Consider the following 17,005-nt stretch of genomic DNA (forward strand, 5'->3'; position numbering starts at 1 on the left):
TAACCTGATCACACCCGCATTGTGGAGGAGCAGAGCAACGCGCCCTGGGCCCGCTGCGGGCATCCGCTACTGGGCCGGCGGCACGCATCCGTCGTCACGTAGACGCGGCAATTTTTCGGTAAACGCCTGGTGCGGCGCCTGCCGAAGCGGCGTGTCGGGAGAATCTCCGCAGTTAGCGAATTCGACCGCGACGGATGCCCGGCGAACCTCCGGACGTCGGCGCACCGGGTCTCGACAAGCTCGACCACCGAGGCGGCTCGACTACCGGGTTTCGACAGGCTCGACCACCGAGACCAGACCGAAACCGAGAGAAATGCCCGATGGGTCCATAATGACCCGGCGGAGCGTTGAATAGTCGCACCCCAGACCTGTCCGAGCAAGGAGTCGTCGTCCCAACGCATCGCCGGCGCGGAAAAGGTGAACCGGTAGCCCCAGGCCTGGCAGGTGCGGCCCGCGGGCTACGGCCTGCGCGGATCCCGGCCGGTCAGGGCGAGCAGCCTTGTCTGCAGCGGCGCGTTCTCGTCGGATGGTACCGGGGTGGCGAAGAGTCCGCTGGCCTCGAGGGTGTCCCGCTGGGGCTCGAACACCGTCCAGACCGCCTCGATCAAGGCCGGGTCGAGGGACTCGTCGGCGGCCGTTGCCCGCGCCAGGTCCCAGGAATGGATCGTGACATCGGAGACCTGCTCGCGCAGGTAGTCGGATGCCGTCACCGTGTCATACGACAGGGTCACCGGTGCGTCGGCCGGGGTCGTTGCCCAGGCTGCGGCCGCCAGCGCCGAATAGACGGCCCATTCCTTCGCGAGGTCCGGGCCCAGCGGGGTGAGTGAGCGCCGGGCGTCGAGCACCGTGAGGCCGCGCAGCAGCGCGGGGACCCACTGCTGTTCCAACACCACGTGGCGCACCAACTCGGTCACGGTCCACTCGGTGTCCGGTGTGGCGGCGGCCCAGTCGGTGATCAGGTCGACGCGGGCCCCGAACTCCTCGGCGGCCTGTTTCTGCAGCGCAAGCCAGTCATATGTCATGGGACTCCCTTGGTCGAACGGGTGGAACGGTGAAACGGATGCCCCTGCAACGCTACAACCGGCATCCGTCGCCCTGCATTCCGTCGCCGTGCATTCCATCACCGTGCATTCCGCCCGGGCGCTGTTCACGTTCTCCCGTCGCGGAATCGGTCGCGGCCTGTCGCCGGTCCGGGTTAGGGTCTCTCCAGGAGTCGAAGGACCATGAGCAGGCAGGACGCATGAGCAGGCAGGACGGCAGCGATCGCACGGTCTCGACCGACGCGGTAGACGACAGCGCCGCGACCCTGCTCCACATCGACCTGGACGCGTTCTTCGCGTCAGTCGAACTGCTCGATCACCCCGAACTGGTGCACCGCCCGGTGATCGTGGGGCACCGGTCCGGGCGCTCGGTGGTCACGGCGGCGAACTACGTGGCCCGGCGCTACGGCGTCAATTCGGCCATGCCTATGGCGCTCGCCCTTCGGCGCTGCCCGGAGGCTGTGGTGCTCGAACCGCACATGGGCCGGTACAGGGAATACTCCGACCGGGTGATGCGCATCTTCGAAGAGTTCACGCCGCTGGTCGAGCAGCTGGGCATCGACGAGGCCTTCCTCGACGTGGCGGGTGCCCGTCGCCTGCACGGCACCCCGGCCGAGATCGGCGCGAAAATCCGGGCCCGGGTCAAGGCCGAAACCGGGCTCACCTGCTCGGTCGGTGCGGCGAGCACGAAGTTCGTCGCCAAGATGGCGTCGGGCCGGGCGAAACCCGACGGCCTGCTCGTGATTCCCGCCGAAGAGACCCTCGCATTCCTGCATCCGTTGCCCGTCGGCACCTTGTGGGGGGTCGGCGCCACGACCGAACAGGCGCTGCTCGGGCAGGGCCTGCGTGAGATCGGTGACCTCGCCCGCACCCCGCTCGCGGTGCTGCAGAAGTGCGTGGGCGACGCGTCGGGCCGCAAGCTGCACGAGCTGGCCTGGGGGAGGGACCCTCGGGTGGTCACGGTGGAGCACGCGGAGAAAAGCGTCGGCCACGAGGTCACCTTCGAATACGACGTGACGGATGTCGCCCGACTCCGGAGCGAACTGCTGCGGCAGTCCGTTGCGGTGGCTGCCCGGCTGCGCCGCGCGGGCCTCGTGGGCCGCTGCGTGGTGCTCAAGGTGCGCTACACCGACTTCAGCACCGTCACCCGTTCCCGCACCCTGTCGGAACCGACCAGCGTCGGACGCCGGATCTACGAGGAGGTGGCTGCCAGCTTCGAGGCTCTGGCGGTCTCCGGCATCCGGGTGCGCCTCATCGGCGTGCGCGTTGAGCAGCTCAGCGATGGCGACGGCACTGGCGCCGGCCTCTGGGACCCCGACGACGACTGGCGGGGAGCCGAACGGGCCGTGGACTCGGTCACCGCACGGTTCGGGCGCGGCACGGTGCGCCCGGCGTCGCTACTGCATCCGGACACACCCTGACCAGGCCCCCACTGACCAGGCCCCCACTGATCAGGCAACCGCAAACCAGACAGGGGGTAGCCTGAATCCATGACTAGCCTTCCAGAGAAGCTCGCAGATATCTCTCGTACCGCCGGCGTCAGGTCGGCCTACGGTGATCCGGTCCAGGTGGACGGCGTCACCCTGATTCCCGTTGCTCTCGTGTACTACGGCTTCGGCGGTGGCGAGGGTGACTCCGCCGCCACCGGCAGCGGGTCCGGCGGCGGGGGCGGCGGGGCATCCCTGCCGATCGGCGCCTACGTCAAATCGGGCACGACGGTGCGCTTCGAGCCCAACGTCATCTCGTTGCTCGCGGTCGGCATTCCGTTCCTCTGGGTGGCCGGCAAGGCGATATCCCGCGTCGTCCGCGCCCTCAAACGCTAGCAGCGAAGGTGCCCAGCCGCCCGGTCGCCCAGCCACCCCGGCTGAGGATGTCGGGCTGCTGACTGCGCTTCGACGCGGTGGATGAATGTGCGCTCTCACCGTCGCGTCCTTCGAGTCCGAGGATCTGCGGCACATCCGTCCCGAACGAATTCGACGGCAATTGTGCCCTGAACAGTGCGCAGGGGTTGGGGCTCGAAAACGGGTGTTGACCGAAGAATCTCCGTCGAATTGGTGCGGCGCCGGGCACGCCGTTCCGCCTGTGACGGCCAGCATTTACTCCAACTGAGGGAGTCGGGCGGCTGGCTGCGCTCCGGCCCTGTCAGTGCCCGCCGAACCGCTCGTCGCGAGCCGGATCGGTCTCGAACACGTCGGGGACGCCGTCGTTGTCGGCGTCGAGCGCCTCCTTGTCGGCGATGCGCCCGTAGTGCCGGTTGCGGCTGCGCAGCACCACCGTCGCCAGTAGTGCCGCCAGCAGCGACCCGGTCAGGATAGCTACCTTGGCGTGGTCGTCGTGCGGGCTACCCTGCCCGAAAGCCAGCTCGCTGATCAGCAGCGACACCGTGAAGCCGACACCGGCGAGCATGGCGACGCCGATCACATCCACCCAGGCCAGGTCCGGGTCGAGGGCGCCCCGGGTGGTCTTGGTGACCAGCCAGGTGGCGAGCATGATGCCTGCTGGCTTGCCCACCACCAGGGCGACGACGATTCCGATCGCGACCGGGTCGGTGAGGGCTGTGGTCAGGCCCGACACGCCGCCGATCGTGACCCCGGCGGAGAAGAACGCGAACACCGGCACGGCGAAACCGGCCGAGAGCGGGCGCATGCGGTGCTCGAGGTTCTGCGCCAGGCCCGGGCCGGCGTCGGGTCCGCCGCCACGTCGGCTGCGCAGCACGGGCACGGCGAAGCCGAGCAGCACTCCGGCCACCGTGGCGTGGATGCCGGAGCCGTGCACGAGAACCCAGGTGGCGATGCCGAGCGGCAGCAGAACGGCGCCCGCGGCCCACGTGGTGGTGCCGAACAGGTAGGAGTACTTATGCGCCAGAAAGGCGAAGAGGCCCAGCGGCACGATGGCGAGCAGCAACAGAACAGGCTGGAGGTCGCCGGAATAGAAGAAGGCGATGATGGCGATGGCGAGCAGGTCGTCGACCACGGCCAGGGTCAGCAGGAAGATGCGCAGGGCGCTGGGCAGTTTGGAGCCGATCACGGCGAGCACGGCCACGGCGAAGGCGATGTCGGTGGCGGTGGGGATGGCCCAGCCTCGTAACATTTCCGGCCCCGAGCTGAACGCGATTGCGGTGAAGATCACAGCCGGCACGATGACGCCGCCGACGGCCGCGGCGACCGGGACGACCGCGCGGCTGAAGGTGCGCAGATCGCCGGCGACGAACTCACGTTTGAGTTCGAGGCCGGCAATGAAGAAGAAGATCGCCAGGAGTCCGTCGGCGGCCCACGCTCCGAGGCTCAGATTGAGGTGCCACGGCTCGTAGCCGATCTTAAAGTCCCGCACGGAGAAGTAGAAATCGGAGGCCCCGGTGTTCGCCAGGATCAGCGCGAGAACCGTCGCCACCAGCAGGAGAGCGCCGCCCACGGTCTCTTTGCGCAGGATCGTCGAGACGTGCAAATACTCGGGATAGCTGCTGCGGCGAAAGACGTTCAGTCTCGGGGTGGGCGGAAGTGGTGGTGGTTTCGGCATGGACAAGCCTCAGTCAATCGGGATTTTGTGGCACACGAACACAGCTGTCGACCAGACTTCCCGACTCACCACTTCGAGCGTACCGCGTTCGGGCGCTCATCGCCGCCCGCGTCAGCTACGCCACCAGCGGCCCAGCCGCTGGCGGGAGCCCGGCCCTTCCCGCCAGCTCCGGGGGATATGCCAGGGACCGCGCACGGGTAGCCCGCGTCGCATCCGTCGTCGCCGCAAAATGAAGTGGCGCAGCAACAGCAGCAACAGCCCGGCGAGGATGAGGGGAACGGTGAACGTCATTCGCGCCCGACAGTGATTCGGGGGCGAGGCGAGGACTCCATCCCGCGAGTCTAGGCCGAGGTCTATACTGAATTCGAACACGGGAGTCCGGTCAACCGGGCTGAGAGGAAGCTTCTGAAGCTTCGACCGTCGAACCTGATCTGGATCATGCCAGCGCAGGGAGGCAGATTTTCTCGTTCCCGTGCCCTGGAACCATCTACGGAAAGGGCACGACCAGTGCACGCTACAACAACCCTTCTCACCCCCACCACATCCCACCAGCCGCGTAACTTCCGGTGGCGGGTCGTCGACATCGTCATCGCCAGTGTCATCGGCGTGGCCAGCGGGCTCATCTTCGTCGTCTGGAACCAGGCGTACAACCCGCTCAGCGGCCTGCTCACCCCGCTGCTGCCGGGCCTGCAGGCGCTCCTGGGCGGCGGATGGCTGTTCGCCGGCGTGCTCGGCGGCCTCATCATCCGCAAACCCGGCGCCGCGCTCTACACCGAGCTGCTGGCGGCGGTCGTGTCGACTCTGGTCGGCGGCACCGCCTGGGGAGCCACCATCCTGGTCTCCGGCCTGGTGCAGGGTCTCGGCGCGGAGCTGGTCTTCGCGCTGTTCTTCTACGCCAACTACCGCCTCGTCGTGGCCCTGCTCGCCGGCGCGGGTGCCGGCCTTGCCCTCGCCGTCAACGACCTGTTGCTCTGGTACCCCGGATCGGCCGTTCCCTTCATCACCATCTACACCGCCTCCTCGATCGTCTCCGGCATTGTCGTGGCCGGACTGCTGTCCTGGCTGGCCATGCGTGGCCTCGCCCGCACCGGGGCACTGTCGCGGTTCGCCGCCGGGCGATCGAACCGCACCCAGGTCTAGGGGGACGGCGATGACACCGGCAGCAGCGGCATCCGTCTCGGGAGCGTCCGTCGTGGCCCGCGGCTGGGGATGGCGGCATGCCGGGCGGCGGGGCTGGGCCGTCAACGGCCTCGACCTGAGAATCGAGCCGGGCGAGCGCGTGCTGCTGCTCGGCGCCTCCGGGGCCGGCAAATCCACTCTGCTGCACGCCCTCGCCGGGGTTCTCGGCGGCGACGAGGAGGGCGAGCAGCGCGGTCAGCTGCTTGTAAACGGCGCCGAGCCGACCGCAGCGCGCGGCCAGGCCGGGCTGCTGCTGCAGGACCCTGACTCCCAGGTGATCCTGGCGCGGGTGGGCGACGACGTCGCCTTCGGCTGCGAGAACCTGGGGGTGCCCCGCGAAGAGATCTGGCGCCGGGTGAGCGACGCCCTTGACATGGTCGGCCTGAACCTGCCGCTCAGCCATCCGACGTCGTCGCTGTCGGGTGGACAGAAGCAGCGCCTCGCCCTCGCTGGGGTGCTGGCGATGCGGCCGGGGCTGCTGCTGCTCGACGAACCCACAGCGAATCTCGACCCTGGAGGCGTGCTGGATGTGCGCGATTCCGTTGCCCGCGTGCTCGAGAACTCCACGGCGACGTTCATCGTGATCGAACATCGGGTCGCCGTCTGGCAGAACCTTGTGAACCGGGTGATCGTGCTCGACGCGGCCGGGGGAGTGCTGGCCGACGGCCATCCCGACGACGTGCTGACCAGGCAGGGGGAACGGCTCGCGGCCGCGGGTGTCTGGGTGCCCGGGCGGGGCAACGGCCTGACTGCATCGCGGCGCGAGACCAGCTCGGCGTCGGCGCCCGGCTCGGTCCCTCTGCTCCGCACGCCCGGCCTCGCGGTCGCGCGCACGCGCGCCGACGTGCTCGCCCGGGACATCGACCTCACGGTGCACGCCGGCACCGCTCTGGCAGTCACCGGACCGAACGGCGCCGGCAAATCGACCCTGATGCTCACCCTCGCCGGCCTGCTGAAACCGGCCGGGGGAGCGGTTCTCGCGAGCCCGGAGTTCGCCGGCGGGGCCGACGAGGAACCGATCCGCTGGAAGTCCCGCCAGCTGCTCACCCGCATCGGCACCGTGTTCCAGAGCCCGGAGCACCAGTTCGTGGCCGCCACCGTGCGGGCCGAACTCGCAATAGGGCCGCGCGCCCTCAAACGGCCGGAGGCGAACATCAATGCCCGGGTCGACGAGGTGCTGCAGCGCCTGCGCCTGGACCACCTGGCCGAGGCGAACCCGTTCACCCTCTCCGGCGGAGAGAAACGTCGGCTGTCGGTGGGCACCGTGCTGGCCACCCAGCCACGACTGCTCATGCTCGACGAGCCCACCTTCGGCCAGGACCTGCGCACCTGGCGGGAGATCGTGGCCCTGCTCGACGAACTCCTGCGGGAGGGCACCGCGGTGGTCGCCGTCTCGCACGACACCGACTTCGTGGTCGCCCTGGCTGACCGGGAGTACCATCTGGCCGGGCGGGCCGGCCGCAGCGTCACGCCGCGGGCGGCGGTGTCCCGGTGAGCGTGCTGACGCCTGCCCGGGGAACCCAGGCCATCTTCCGGATCAACCCGGTCGCGAAGCTGGCCGCCGCGCTGCTGCTGGCGGGCGTGCTCATCCTCACCATCGACTGGGTCTCCGCAGTCGTCGCCCTCGCCTGCGAGTTCGTGCTCTTCTTCTGGGCCGGGCTGTCCCTGAAGGCCTTCGCGGTGCGCACCCTGCCGGTCTGGATCGCCGCCCCCACCGCCGGCGTCACCACCCTGCTCTACGGGCAGGCGGCCGGGGAGGTCTATTGGTCTTTCGGGCTGGTGAACGTGACCGAGGGATCACTCGAGCTGGCCATCGCCACGACCCTGCGCATCCTCGCCATCGGACTGCCGTCGGTCGTGCTCTTCGTGACCGTCGACCCCACCGACCTGGCCGACGGCCTCGGCCAAGTCGTGAAACTGCCGGCCCGCTTCGTGCTTGGCGGTCTGGCCGGGCTGCGCCTGGTCGGCCTGTTCCTCGAGGACTGGCGCGCCCTCGAACTGGCCCGGCGGGCCCGCGGCATCGCGGACCGCGGCGTCCTGCGCCGGCTGCTCAGCCAGGCCTTCGCCCTGCTGGTGCTGTCGATCCGGCGCGGCAGCAAACTCGCGACGGCGATGGAGGCCCGCGGGTTCGGCGCCTCGGTGCGGCGCACCTGGGCCCGCCCTTCCAGCTTCCGGGGGCGCGAGGTGGCCCTGGTCGGCATCGGTCTGGCCGTGGCCCTGCTCTCGGTGAGCGTCTCCGTGGCGACGGGAAGCTGGAACTTTGTCCTCACCTGATCTGCCCACGGCCGCCCTCGAACCGGCCGCCCCCGATCCGGTCGGTGACCGACGGATGCTGCTGGCCCCCGTGCTCCGCGACCTTGCCGCCGCCGGGGTGGCGCCCGTCGTTCTCATCGACGGGCCGAGCGGCGCCGGCAAGAGCACCCTCGCCGACGCGCTCGTCGTCGCCTGGCCGGGACCGCTCCGGCCCACCCTGGTGCGGCTGGACGACATCTACCCCGGCTGGCAGGGGCTGGACGCCGCCGTCACGCACCTGCGCGAACAGGTGCTCGCCCCGAGAAGACTGGGCCGGCCCGCCGCCTGGCGGCGCTATGACTGGGAGCGGCGCGAGTTGGCAGAATGGCACCCGGTCGACCCGGCCCGCCCGCTGATCGTGGAGGGCTGCGGAACCCTGGCGGCCGCCCACGCGCCACTCAGCGACATCCGGGTCTGGCTGGCCGCCGACGACCGCATCCGCAAGCAGCGGGCCCTCGCCCGGGACGGCGAACTGTTCCGGTCGCACTGGGACCAGTGGGAAGCGGGCTGGGACGCTTACCGAGAGCGGGAGGCGCCCGAGCGGCAGGCGACGATCCGGCTGGCCGGGACCCCGGACATCCGTCGCCCGCAAGTCGGTGCCCGGGACTAGGTTGGAGGTATGGCTGATCAAGGTGCTGAAAATGTCGTTTACACCGCGGAATTCATTGACGGTCCCCTCGCGGGCCAGGTCGACACCCGGGTGCTGATCCAGGGCAAACATGACGCCCGGGTCAGCATGATGGCCGCCGTCGAGGGGGTCGAAACGCTGTTCTGGTACGACGAGGAGGACGTGCGCGATGTGCAGGGCCGCGTGCACGTGCGCTACCGGTTCGACGCGGGCGAGAGCGACCCGTTCCTGCCGACCGGCGAGCGCGAGTAGCCGCAGACCAGTAGCCGGCGGGCGGTCGCGGCAGCCTTTCGCCGCTAGCGGTCCGCGGCGATCAGCGCCGAGATCATCGGCACGGGGTGCAGGAGCCGCCAACCGAGGCCCGGCGCGCTGATCGTGCGGTCGAGCACCAGCGTCGACGTCACCTCGGTGCCCCCGGTCTCCACCGTGACCCGGCCGACGGTCTTGCCCGCCCGGCCGGTCGACACCGTCTCCAGGATCACCTCCGCGTCGCCCGGCGCCTGGGCCAGCCAGCCGTACGTCGTCGTGGCCGTGCGCACGGTTCCGGAGGCCTCGGCCCCCCACGGTGTGCTGAACTCCACGTAGGCGTCACCCTGGGCGAGGGTTGGCAGCTCGCGTACCCCGGCGCGGGCGCTCTCCATCAGGACGGTGACGTCACTGGTCAGGGTGTCGTAATCGGGTTCGCCGAGCAGGGCACCGGCAAAGGTGTAGGTCGAGTCCGGGCCCTGCACCTGACCGGTGAAGAGAAAACAGACGCCCGCCCCGTCCGTGTAGCTGCGGGTGATGCCGGTGACGCCCAACTCGGCCAGGAACGCCGTGGTGTTGTCCACGCCGCGCTGGCCCACCAGGGCGGAGGCCGGCTGGGAGAGGATGGCATTGATCACCGGGTCGGCGGCGGCCAGGCCGGCCAGCCGGGCAAGGTCGGTGGCCGTTCCGACGCTTTCGTCGTTGAGCCCGGTGGCGTCGGCGACACGAGTGCCGTCGAGGCCCTGCTTGCCCAGCCAGGCGTTGGCGGCGGCGCTGTAGGCGTCGAGGGAGCCGAAGGCCCAACGCGCCAGCGTGTCGGCGTGATTGTTGCTGGAGCCGAGGATCATCGCCTGGAGCAGCTCGGTCTCGGTCCACAGTTCGCCCGGGAAGACCACGACGGTGCGCGCACCGGAATTGCCGTAGTCGATGTAGTCCTGGTAATCCGCGGCCGTGATCGGGATCTGAGGCCCCGTCTCACCAAGGGTCAGCGGTTTCGCGTCGAGCACGACCAGGGCGGTCACGATCTTCGTCGCCGCGGCCATCGGCAGCGGTTCGGCCGTGCCGGCCACGGCGAGAGGCAGGGTGGTGGCGAGAGCGTCGGCGTCCAGCGCCGTCGTCTCCGGGAAGGCCAGATCGGGTGTGACCGTGGCCAGGCCGATGACGGCGCTGCCGCCGGTGGCCGGCAGCGCGGGCGGGAACGGAACCGACTCGCCGGCCGCCGGCGTGGCCAGCGTGGCGGTGGCCTCAGGCAACGGCCCCAGTAGGGTGGCCGGCCCGTAGACGCCGACGGACAGGATGACGAGGGCGCCGACCGTGGCGCCGATGACGCGGGCAGGCCGGGATCTACTCATGACGCAAGGCTAACGGTGGTTGGTCATCCCCAGCCGAGGTCGTGCAGCCTGTCGTCGTTGATGCCGTAGAAATGGGCGATCTCATGCACCAGAGTGATGTGCACCTGGTCGCGCAACTCCTCGAGATCCGCGCAGAGCTCCAGCAACGGCTCCCGGTAGAGCACGATCCGGTCCGGCATCTCACCGAAGCCGTACTGCCCGCGCTCGGTCAGGGCAACCCCGTCATAGAGCCCGAGGGTGTCCATCGTGCCGTCTTCGGGTCGGTCCTCGACCACGAAGATCACGTTGTCCAGGCCGTCGACCATGTCGTCGGGCAGGAGGTCGAGCTCGTCGACGACGAGACGCTCGAACTCCTTGTGAGTCAGCTGCGGCATCCGTTCAGCATCTCACATTCGTTCAGCCTCTCAGGGAGCCGGTCAGCCGTTGATCGTGATGGTGCTCAGGCCGCCGTCGGTGACGCCCCAGGTCTTGAGGATCTCGCCGTAGGAGCCGTCGTCGACCATGGACTGCAGGGCAGCCTGCACGGCCGCTGCCATCCCGGAGTCCTTCGCCACGGCCATGCCGTACGGTGCCTCGTCGAAGGAGGTGCCGGCCTTCTGCAGCTTGCCCGCGGTCTGCTGGATCGCGTAGAGGGTGACCGGGGAGTCTGCGCTGAAGGCGTCGGCCTGGCCGAGCACAGTGGCGTTCGTGGCCAGGTCCTGGGTGTCGAACTTGAGCTTGTCGATCGGGGGCTTTCCGGCGGCGACGCAGGCGGCGCTCTTGGCCGGGATTTCGTCGGTGTCCTCGTAGGTGGTGGACTGCACGGCGATCTTCAGGCCGCAGGCGTCGTCGGGGTCGACGGTGGTGCCGGTGGCGGAGGCCCACTGGATGCCGGCCGTGTAGTAGTTGACGAAGTCGACCTGCTCCTGGCGCTTCAGGTTGACGGTGAAGGACGAGTTTCCCAGGTCCATCTCGCCGCCGATGATGCTCGGGATGATGGTGTCGAAATTCGCGACCTTGTAGTCGGCGGTCAGACCCAACTTCGCGGCAACCGCGGCGCCGAGTTCGACTCCCCAGCCGATCGGGTTGCCGGAATCGTCCTTGAACTCGTTGGGGGAGTAATTCGGGCTCGTTCCGATCACGAGCGTGTCGGAGGCGCGGACCTTCTCCGGGAGCAGCGCCGAGGCGGCGGCATCTTCGGTCACGGTCTTGGCGGGCGCGGTGGCGTCGGCTCCGGGAACCGGCACAGTGTTGTCGACGCAGCCGGTGAGCAGGAGGGCGGCCACCGCAGCGACGGCGGGGAGGGCGAAACGAGCACGCATGGAGAGATCCCTTTCAGCTGTCCCGGACGCCGTTGGACCGCGGGGAGGCCGAGGCGAGGACACCATTTCGGTGCGGCGTTTCGATGCCGGAAATGCGAACGCGCGGCCGAATCCGAGGGCCCGGTCGCGCGTTCGATGGACTGTTTCTGCGTGTTTCAATTGGGGTGAGTAACGGGGCTTGAACCCGCGGCCTTCCGGACCACAACCGGATGCTCTACCAGCTGAGCTATACCCACCATGCGCTGCTTTCTCACAGAGAAGGCAACTTGACAAGTGTATTACATGTTCGCAGCGAAAATGTTCACGGCTGCGGCCGCGCTGTTCTTCGCCTGTTGGCTGGACGGCCCGGGGTCGGCCACGAACACGGTTTGGCGGTAGTACGCCAGTTCGCGGATGGATTCGAGGATGTCAGCCAGGGCGCGGTGTCCGCCGTCTTTCGCGGGGGCGTTGAAGTAAACCCGCGGGTACCAGCGGCGTGCGAGTTCCTTGATCGAGGACACGTCGACGTTGCGGTAGTGCAGCTGGGCGTCGAGGCGAGGCATAAATTTCATCAGGAAGGCCCGGTCGGTGCCGATGGAATTTCCCGCCAGCGGAGCCCTCTGCTCGGCCGGGATGAACTGCAGTACGTATTCCAGCACCAGGGTCTCGGCCTCGGCGGCGCTGATTCCGTTCGGGATCTCGTTGATCAGCCCGCTGGTCTCGTGCATGTTGCGCACGAAGTCGTTCATGTTCTCCAGCGACGCCTGATTCGGCTTGATGATGAGGTCGAGTCCCGGGTCGATGATGTTCAGGTCGTAATCGGTGATCACTACAGCGATCTCCACCAACTCGTCGGAATCAATGTCCAAACCGGTCATCTCGCAGTCAATCCAAACCAACCGGTCACTACTTTTTTTCATGTGTCGAGTCTAACGGCGGACGCCGACCGGCCCTGTTGCGCTGATCCCGGCAGCGGTGCGACTGAGACGCGCGCTCCGTAGACTACCTCGCATGGAATTGACGTACTTCTCCTCCGCCTTCTGTGAGCCCTGCATGCAGACCCGGGCAGTCCTGGCCGAGGTCGAACGCCTCGTGCCCCAGGCGACCGTGCGTGAGCTCGACGTGGTGCGGGACGTCGCGGAAGCCGAGGCCGACGGCATCCGGATCACCCCCACGGTGATCATCCGGGACGCGGCCGGGATCGAGGTCTTCCGAGCCACGGGTGTGCCGACACTCGCCCAGGTGCTCGTGGCGGCCGCGAAGGCCGTTTGAGCGCCGGCGGGCCGGGTCTGCGGTATCGTTGACCGTTCTTCGCCCCCGTAGCTCAGTGGATAGAGCAGCGGCCTTCTAATCCGCTTGTCGTAGGTTCGATTCCTACCGGGGGCACCACGCACGTCGTCTGATCAGGGTTTCTTGTCCTCACTGAAAGGGCAAGACTTGATGCACTCAACGTTTATTCAACGCTTATTCCACTGTGCCCGCCCGTTATGGGCGCGCGGAGAGAAGGTACGCGACCCAGTTCGATTGACCTGGTGTGGCCTTGGGCACCTACGAGTTATGAATGCTGAAAGTCTCTTGGGGCTCGGCCTCGAGCCCGTACTCACGACGAGTGAGCTCGCCGAGTATCTCGGCGTGCACGTGCAGGCCATCTACGACCTGCGCACCGACGGCCGCGGCCCATCCGGTATTCGAGTCGGACGGGAGATCCGCTATCGTGTCTCCGATGTTCTCCGTTGGCGGAACGGACTCCACGAGCCCGTTCCGTCCTTGACTGGTCGCGGGGGCGAGCGCTGATGGCCGGCCGGCCACGACTTCCGATCAGTACGTTCGGCGCGATCAAGGCGACGGAGGTCGGTGTAGGGCGTTTCCGGGCGATGGCTCGCTTCCGCGACTGGGACGGTCAGTCGAGGCAAGTCACCGCGACCGGTTCGAGTCGCAATGCGGCGAAGACCGCGCTCAAGGTCGAGCTGGCCGCGCGGATGAGCGCCGCCAACGTCGGCGACACAGTGAACGCGGGCTCGCCGTTCAGGATGCTGGCCGAGGCCTGGCTGGAGGACCTGAGGCTCGACGTCGACCGCGCGAACGGCACAAAAGCCGTCTACGAGTATGAGCTGCGCGGGCTCGTGCTTCCCTTCTTCGAGCACTTCACGGTTCGCGAGGTGACCGTCGGTCGCATCGAGCTTTTCCTGAAGGTGCAGCGCGCGATCTCTTACACGCGAGCCAGGCACTCCCGAACGATCCTCAGCATGGTGCTGGGGTTTGCGGTGAGGCGGGGGGTCATCCCGCGCAATCCCGTGAAGGAGACCTCACGGATGAAGAAGCCCCAGCACACCCCGAAAGCGCTCACAGCGGATCAGATATCCGCAATCCGTCTCGCTGCCCGCGACTGGCGCATGGGGGAGGGCCGGATGGGGCCGAAGCCGGACGGCCAGGTGCAGGACCTCATCGAGGTGATGCTCGGCACGGCAACGCGGATCGGCGAGGCACTTGCGCTTCGAAAGTGCGACGTAGACATGACCGCCGATCCGCCCTGGGTGCACATCCGCGGAACGCTCGTCGTGCAAAGTGGTGTCGGCGTGCTCCGCCAGGCTCATCCCAAGACGCACGAGTCGAACCGGTCCGTCGCCGTGCCACAATTCGCGGCAGAGGTGATACGCCGACGTCTGACACTGATCGAGGCGGAAGACGGTGAACATCTGCTGTTCTTCGCGCGGAACCGCAAGCCACTCGCGCCGCACAACGTCAGGCGCACATTCCGCGAGATCCTCCGGAACGCTGGCCTCGACGCCATGGGGATCACCCCACACGCCTTTCGCCGGACGGGGGCGACGCTGCTCGCCAACGAACTCGGCATGCAGGCTGCGACTGACGTGCTCGGACACACCTCGACGTCGACGACAAAGGCGCACTACGCGGAGCCCGACCGCGCAGTAAAACCCGAGCCGGCGACGGTGCTCCAGCAGCTGGCGCCGCCCGCGTAGACAACCTCGTGCGTGTGACCCCCGGTCATCGGGCTCAATGTCGGAAGAGCCAGACGGGCACCGCGGCAGTTTCGCGCGGTCGGAGCGACGCACTTTCCGCATTTGACTGCGGAACTCATCCACCGACGTCGCCCCCTTGCTGCCGTCCCACATATGGAACGGTCAGCGGGACGAAATCCGCGGCCAATCCCGCGACGGCCCTGTGTGTCGATGCTGTTTTCTGGTGCGTCAAGAGAAGAACGCGCAGCATCCGGCGCGGTGCTCTCGGGCCGGGGCAGCACGTTCAACAGACGTCGATAGCGCCGGGCTGAACGACGCAGATTCCGTGCGGCGTTCGTCGCGGTAACCAGCTGCAAGGGCAGCACGGGAGCCTCGACCAGCCTCACCTCCGCCCGGTCGTGCCAGAGCTCCCGAAACGTGGTCGCCGTGCCGTGTTCAGCGTCCTGCCCATTCTTAACCATCGGTAACGCGTGCCGAAAGACCCGATCCCGGTACATGTCGAGTAGCACCCCGCCGGGTGGCAAGATGTGGTCATGGGTATGGAATGATCACGCGCTGCTTCATCACTGGCATCACTATCGCAACCCCCATCACCGCGCGCGCAGTCGTTGGTTGTACTTGCACAGGAGGAAGTGGGCAAGGCGGTCTGGGTCTACAAGTCGTTCTATAACGCCTGGAACGACGGTGACGAAACGCCTCGCGAGGTGCCTGAACTGCGCAACAAGGGGCTTAATCACCTCGCAAAGCTCATAGAGGCCACCGACTTCTTATCCGCAATGGTCGAAGTCCCGGGATTTTCGGAGGCCGTGGATATCGAAATCGCGAAGGCCCACGCACCCGATGCGCTGGCCGCCTATCTGAAGGGCCTCGCCCAGGAGGACAACGAGGCGAAGAAGAGGGGCTTCTACGTCGATCTCCGAGCGATGGCTCGTTCACGGTGCCACATGAGATCGACAGGCCACTCCTGAGGTTTCAGATCTGGGAGGCCGCTGACATGATCCAGTGGTTCCTCGTCGAAGATCATATGCGAGCCAGCCTGACGGGCAAAGAGCCGCTCTCCCCAACCGAGGACGTTGAGACACTGCTCGTAGCTGTCTTGGCTCGCGGCTCGGACGATTAGGTCGGCTCACCTACGTCACATGGGTATATCCGCTTATGCCCATGTGACATGCAACCGCCCGTTGTAGCGGGCGTCCGTAACCCGGACGTTCATGGGGCACAGAATCCGACGCAATGGCTTCGAGCCGGCGTTGGGCAGCTGGGTGCCATGTGGGAACGATGAACGGGCGGTATCGGGGGCACTGCAAGCCGCACCGCGGGAAATCGCCCATAAGCCAGTGATCGTTTTAAGCCTGGCTCTACTGTTGATAGAGAGCATTCGAAGACGACGACGATGAATTTGCCGTCCTCGACGGCCAGCGACCTGATCTACCCACAGTTTCTTGGGCGCAAGGAAGATGATCTGCTCACGAGGATGTCGGCGGGCAACAGACCGCGCATTCTGCACCGGCAGCTGGAAGCTGCCCGATTTAGCGAAATGAGGGGGAGCTGTGATTAAGACGCTGTCGAGCCGAGAGGCATACCGTAACGCTTGGATGACTGTGCGTGAAGACGTGGTCCTTAGGGCCAACGGCCTTGAGGGCATTTATGGCTATATCGAGAAGCCAGATTTCGCTCTGGTAATTCCGCATTGTGACGACGGGTTCTGGCTCGTGGAGCAGTACCGCTATCCAGTCGCTAGACGTGCCTGGGAGTTCCCACAGGGGTCTTGGGGTACCCAGAAGGAGGGAAGTCAACTCGACTTAGCCCGGACAGAGCTGCAAGAAGAGACCGGGATAGAAGCACACACGATCCGTCATCTTGGGCACCTATATGGGGCGCATGGCATGAGCAGTCAAGGCTGTGACGTGTACGTCGCAACGTCTCTGACCCAGGGCGTTCCGCAGCGCGAGGATACGGAGCAGGACATGGTCCATAGCTGGTTCAGTGAGATCGACTTCGTGCTGATGATCCAGGCGGGAGACGTCGTTGACGCAGCGACGATAGCGGCCTTTGCTTATTTCACAATTGACAGAAGTAGTCGCCTATCCGGAGAGCGACTGTCGCGCGCCGAGTAAATAGCCCCTGTGTCCTCTTTCCGGATGGGGGTGATCGTTTGGTCTAGGTGCGCGAACGGGACAGTTCAGTGACCCCTGCACTCTGACCCCTGCATTCTCTCGGCGGTTCCAAGGCCGCCGACCGGTACCGGTCCAGGCGCAGCCTCTTCCCGGTTCGTGAACAGAGGAATACCCGAAGCTCGACCTCGTGAGCGAATCGCACGACATCGCTGGCTGGCAGGTCGGGAGCCGCCACAACGCCGATCGGCAGGTTCATCTGGTCCCTCCAGGCCGCAGGAGCGGTGGAGGGGTCCTGGTGGAAGTTCGGACGACCACCGACCAGTCGTGGGCGCCGGCTTCAGCCCGGTCGCCGAGTGCCAGTCGCGCAGCTGATG

18 protein-coding genes, 2 tRNA genes and 1 riboswitch are annotated in these 17,005 nt (G+C 67.2%); of the genes, 13 read left to right on the forward strand and 7 right to left on the reverse strand.

Annotated features, from left to right (window positions below):
* Positions 1 to 458 precede the first annotated feature (458 nt).
* Complete coding sequence (locus E3O18_RS10820; protein WP_134394805.1) at positions 459 to 1,022, reverse strand: TIGR03086 family metal-binding protein; 564 nt, start codon at positions 1,020 to 1,022, stop codon at positions 459 to 461.
* 218 nt (positions 1,023 to 1,240) lie between these two features.
* Between E3O18_RS10820 and E3O18_RS10825 the strand changes: the two genes are divergently transcribed.
* Positions 1,241 to 2,461: a DNA polymerase IV gene (locus E3O18_RS10825; protein ID WP_134394806.1), complete on the forward strand. Its 1,221-nt coding sequence runs from the start codon at positions 1,241 to 1,243 to the stop codon at positions 2,459 to 2,461.
* 69 nt (positions 2,462 to 2,530) lie between these two features.
* Positions 2,531 to 2,863: a hypothetical protein gene (locus E3O18_RS10830; protein WP_134343105.1), complete on the forward strand. Its 333-nt coding sequence runs from the start codon at positions 2,531 to 2,533 to the stop codon at positions 2,861 to 2,863.
* Positions 2,864 to 3,182: 319 nt separating this feature from the next.
* On the opposite strand, the gene nhaA is transcribed toward E3O18_RS10830, so the two are convergent.
* Positions 3,183 to 4,556, reverse strand: coding sequence for a Na+/H+ antiporter NhaA (nhaA, locus tag E3O18_RS10835; RefSeq protein ID WP_134394807.1), 1,374 nt, complete (start codon positions 4,554 to 4,556; stop codon positions 3,183 to 3,185).
* A gap of 360 nt (positions 4,557 to 4,916) precedes the next feature.
* A riboswitch (TPP riboswitch) is annotated at positions 4,917 to 5,026 on the forward strand.
* 37 nt (positions 5,027 to 5,063) lie between these two features.
* On the opposite strand from nhaA, the gene E3O18_RS10840 reads away from it, so the two are divergent.
* From E3O18_RS10840 to E3O18_RS10860, 5 genes are read left to right on the forward strand one after another with little or no spacing between them, the layout of a single operon-like run.
* On the forward strand, positions 5,064 to 5,696 hold the full coding sequence (locus E3O18_RS10840) for an ECF transporter S component (protein WP_134394808.1): 633 nt from the start codon (positions 5,064 to 5,066) through the stop codon (positions 5,694 to 5,696).
* 10 nt (positions 5,697 to 5,706) lie between these two features.
* Positions 5,707 to 7,230, forward strand: coding sequence for an ABC transporter ATP-binding protein (locus tag E3O18_RS10845; protein ID WP_134394809.1), 1,524 nt, complete (start codon positions 5,707 to 5,709; stop codon positions 7,228 to 7,230).
* Positions 7,227 to 8,009: an energy-coupling factor transporter transmembrane component T gene (locus tag E3O18_RS10850; protein ID WP_134394810.1), complete on the forward strand. Its 783-nt coding sequence runs from the start codon at positions 7,227 to 7,229 to the stop codon at positions 8,007 to 8,009. The genes E3O18_RS10845 and E3O18_RS10850 overlap by 4 nt, the downstream gene beginning before the upstream one ends.
* Entirely contained in the window at positions 7,996 to 8,637 is a 642-nt protein-coding gene (locus E3O18_RS10855) for an ATP-binding protein (protein ID WP_241976583.1), read from the forward strand. The genes E3O18_RS10850 and E3O18_RS10855 overlap by 14 nt, the downstream gene beginning before the upstream one ends.
* A gap of 9 nt (positions 8,638 to 8,646) precedes the next feature.
* The gene (locus E3O18_RS10860; protein ID WP_104103259.1) at positions 8,647 to 8,907 is read left to right on the forward strand and encodes a hypothetical protein; all 261 of its coding nucleotides are present in this window, start codon (positions 8,647 to 8,649) and stop codon (positions 8,905 to 8,907) included.
* Between the two features lie 44 nt (positions 8,908 to 8,951).
* On the opposite strand, the gene E3O18_RS10865 is transcribed toward E3O18_RS10860, so the two are convergent.
* From E3O18_RS10865 to orn, 5 genes are all read right to left on the reverse strand, one after another.
* Complete coding sequence (locus tag E3O18_RS10865; protein ID WP_134418085.1) at positions 8,952 to 10,253, reverse strand: hypothetical protein; 1,302 nt, start codon at positions 10,251 to 10,253, stop codon at positions 8,952 to 8,954.
* A 23-nt stretch (positions 10,254 to 10,276) separates the two neighbouring features.
* The gene (locus E3O18_RS10870; RefSeq protein WP_134418086.1) at positions 10,277 to 10,627 is read right to left on the reverse strand and encodes a metallopeptidase family protein; all 351 of its coding nucleotides are present in this window, start codon (positions 10,625 to 10,627) and stop codon (positions 10,277 to 10,279) included.
* 42 nt (positions 10,628 to 10,669) lie between these two features.
* Entirely contained in the window at positions 10,670 to 11,554 is an 885-nt protein-coding gene (locus tag E3O18_RS10875) for an ABC transporter substrate-binding protein (RefSeq protein ID WP_158250309.1), read from the reverse strand.
* A 160-nt stretch (positions 11,555 to 11,714) separates the two neighbouring features.
* Positions 11,715 to 11,790: transfer RNA gene (locus tag E3O18_RS10880), tRNA-His, on the reverse strand.
* A 42-nt stretch (positions 11,791 to 11,832) separates the two neighbouring features.
* A complete protein-coding gene (orn, locus tag E3O18_RS10885) occupies positions 11,833 to 12,453 on the reverse strand; it encodes an oligoribonuclease (RefSeq protein ID WP_134394814.1) in 621 nt (206 codons plus the stop codon).
* Positions 12,454 to 12,544: 91 nt separating this feature from the next.
* Between orn and E3O18_RS10890 the strand changes: the two genes are divergently transcribed.
* The 6 genes from E3O18_RS10890 to E3O18_RS10915 all read left to right on the forward strand — a co-directional run bounded on the left by E3O18_RS10890 (position 12,545) and on the right by E3O18_RS10915 (position 16,631).
* Entirely contained in the window at positions 12,545 to 12,805 is a 261-nt protein-coding gene (locus E3O18_RS10890) for a thioredoxin family protein (RefSeq protein WP_104103273.1), read from the forward strand.
* A 41-nt stretch (positions 12,806 to 12,846) separates the two neighbouring features.
* Positions 12,847 to 12,922: transfer RNA gene (locus E3O18_RS10895), tRNA-Arg, on the forward strand.
* Between the two features lie 168 nt (positions 12,923 to 13,090).
* Positions 13,091 to 13,327 carry a helix-turn-helix domain-containing protein gene (locus tag E3O18_RS10900; RefSeq protein ID WP_134394815.1) on the forward strand — a complete coding sequence of 79 codons (237 nt, stop codon included), beginning with the start codon at positions 13,091 to 13,093 and terminating at the stop codon, positions 13,325 to 13,327.
* Positions 13,327 to 14,514 carry a site-specific integrase gene (locus tag E3O18_RS10905; protein ID WP_134418087.1) on the forward strand — a complete coding sequence of 396 codons (1,188 nt, stop codon included), beginning with the start codon at positions 13,327 to 13,329 and terminating at the stop codon, positions 14,512 to 14,514. The genes E3O18_RS10900 and E3O18_RS10905 overlap by 1 nt, the downstream gene beginning before the upstream one ends.
* Positions 14,515 to 15,080: 566 nt before the next feature.
* Complete coding sequence (locus E3O18_RS10910; RefSeq protein WP_134394817.1) at positions 15,081 to 15,482, forward strand: AbiV family abortive infection protein; 402 nt, start codon at positions 15,081 to 15,083, stop codon at positions 15,480 to 15,482.
* Between the two features lie 582 nt (positions 15,483 to 16,064).
* On the forward strand, positions 16,065 to 16,631 hold the full coding sequence (locus tag E3O18_RS10915; protein ID WP_241978175.1) for an NUDIX hydrolase: 567 nt from the start codon (positions 16,065 to 16,067) through the stop codon (positions 16,629 to 16,631).
* Positions 16,632 to 17,005 lie beyond the last annotated feature (374 nt).

Origin of the sequence: Cryobacterium sp. TMT2-42-4, assembly GCF_004402645.1 — a bacterium.
Lineage (GTDB): Bacteria > Actinomycetota > Actinomycetes > Actinomycetales > Microbacteriaceae > Cryobacterium > Cryobacterium sandaracinum.

Coding starts and splice junctions, on each gene's coding strand:
- E3O18_RS10825 (WP_134394806.1), top strand. CDS start 1,241: ATGAGCAGGCAGGACGGCAGCGATCGCACGGTCTCGACCGACGCGGTA.
- E3O18_RS10820 (WP_134394805.1), bottom strand. CDS start 1,022: ATGACATATGACTGGCTTGCGCTGCAGAAACAGGCCGCCGAGGAGTTC.
- nhaA (WP_134394807.1), bottom strand. CDS start 4,556: ATGCCGAAACCACCACCACTTCCGCCCACCCCGAGACTGAACGTCTTT.
- E3O18_RS10890 (WP_104103273.1), top strand. CDS start 12,545: ATGGAATTGACGTACTTCTCCTCCGCCTTCTGTGAGCCCTGCATGCAG.
- E3O18_RS10905 (WP_134418087.1), top strand. CDS start 13,327: ATGGCCGGCCGGCCACGACTTCCGATCAGTACGTTCGGCGCGATCAAG.
- E3O18_RS10870 (WP_134418086.1), bottom strand. CDS start 10,627: ATGCCGCAGCTGACTCACAAGGAGTTCGAGCGTCTCGTCGTCGACGAG.
- E3O18_RS10860 (WP_104103259.1), top strand. CDS start 8,647: ATGGCTGATCAAGGTGCTGAAAATGTCGTTTACACCGCGGAATTCATT.
- orn (WP_134394814.1), bottom strand. CDS start 12,453: ATGAAAAAAAGTAGTGACCGGTTGGTTTGGATTGACTGCGAGATGACC.
- E3O18_RS10845 (WP_134394809.1), top strand. CDS start 5,707: ATGACACCGGCAGCAGCGGCATCCGTCTCGGGAGCGTCCGTCGTGGCC.
- E3O18_RS10830 (WP_134343105.1), top strand. CDS start 2,531: ATGACTAGCCTTCCAGAGAAGCTCGCAGATATCTCTCGTACCGCCGGC.
- E3O18_RS10875 (WP_158250309.1), bottom strand. CDS start 11,554: ATGCGTGCTCGTTTCGCCCTCCCCGCCGTCGCTGCGGTGGCCGCCCTC.
- E3O18_RS10865 (WP_134418085.1), bottom strand. CDS start 10,253: ATGAGTAGATCCCGGCCTGCCCGCGTCATCGGCGCCACGGTCGGCGCC.
- E3O18_RS10900 (WP_134394815.1), top strand. CDS start 13,091: ATGAATGCTGAAAGTCTCTTGGGGCTCGGCCTCGAGCCCGTACTCACG.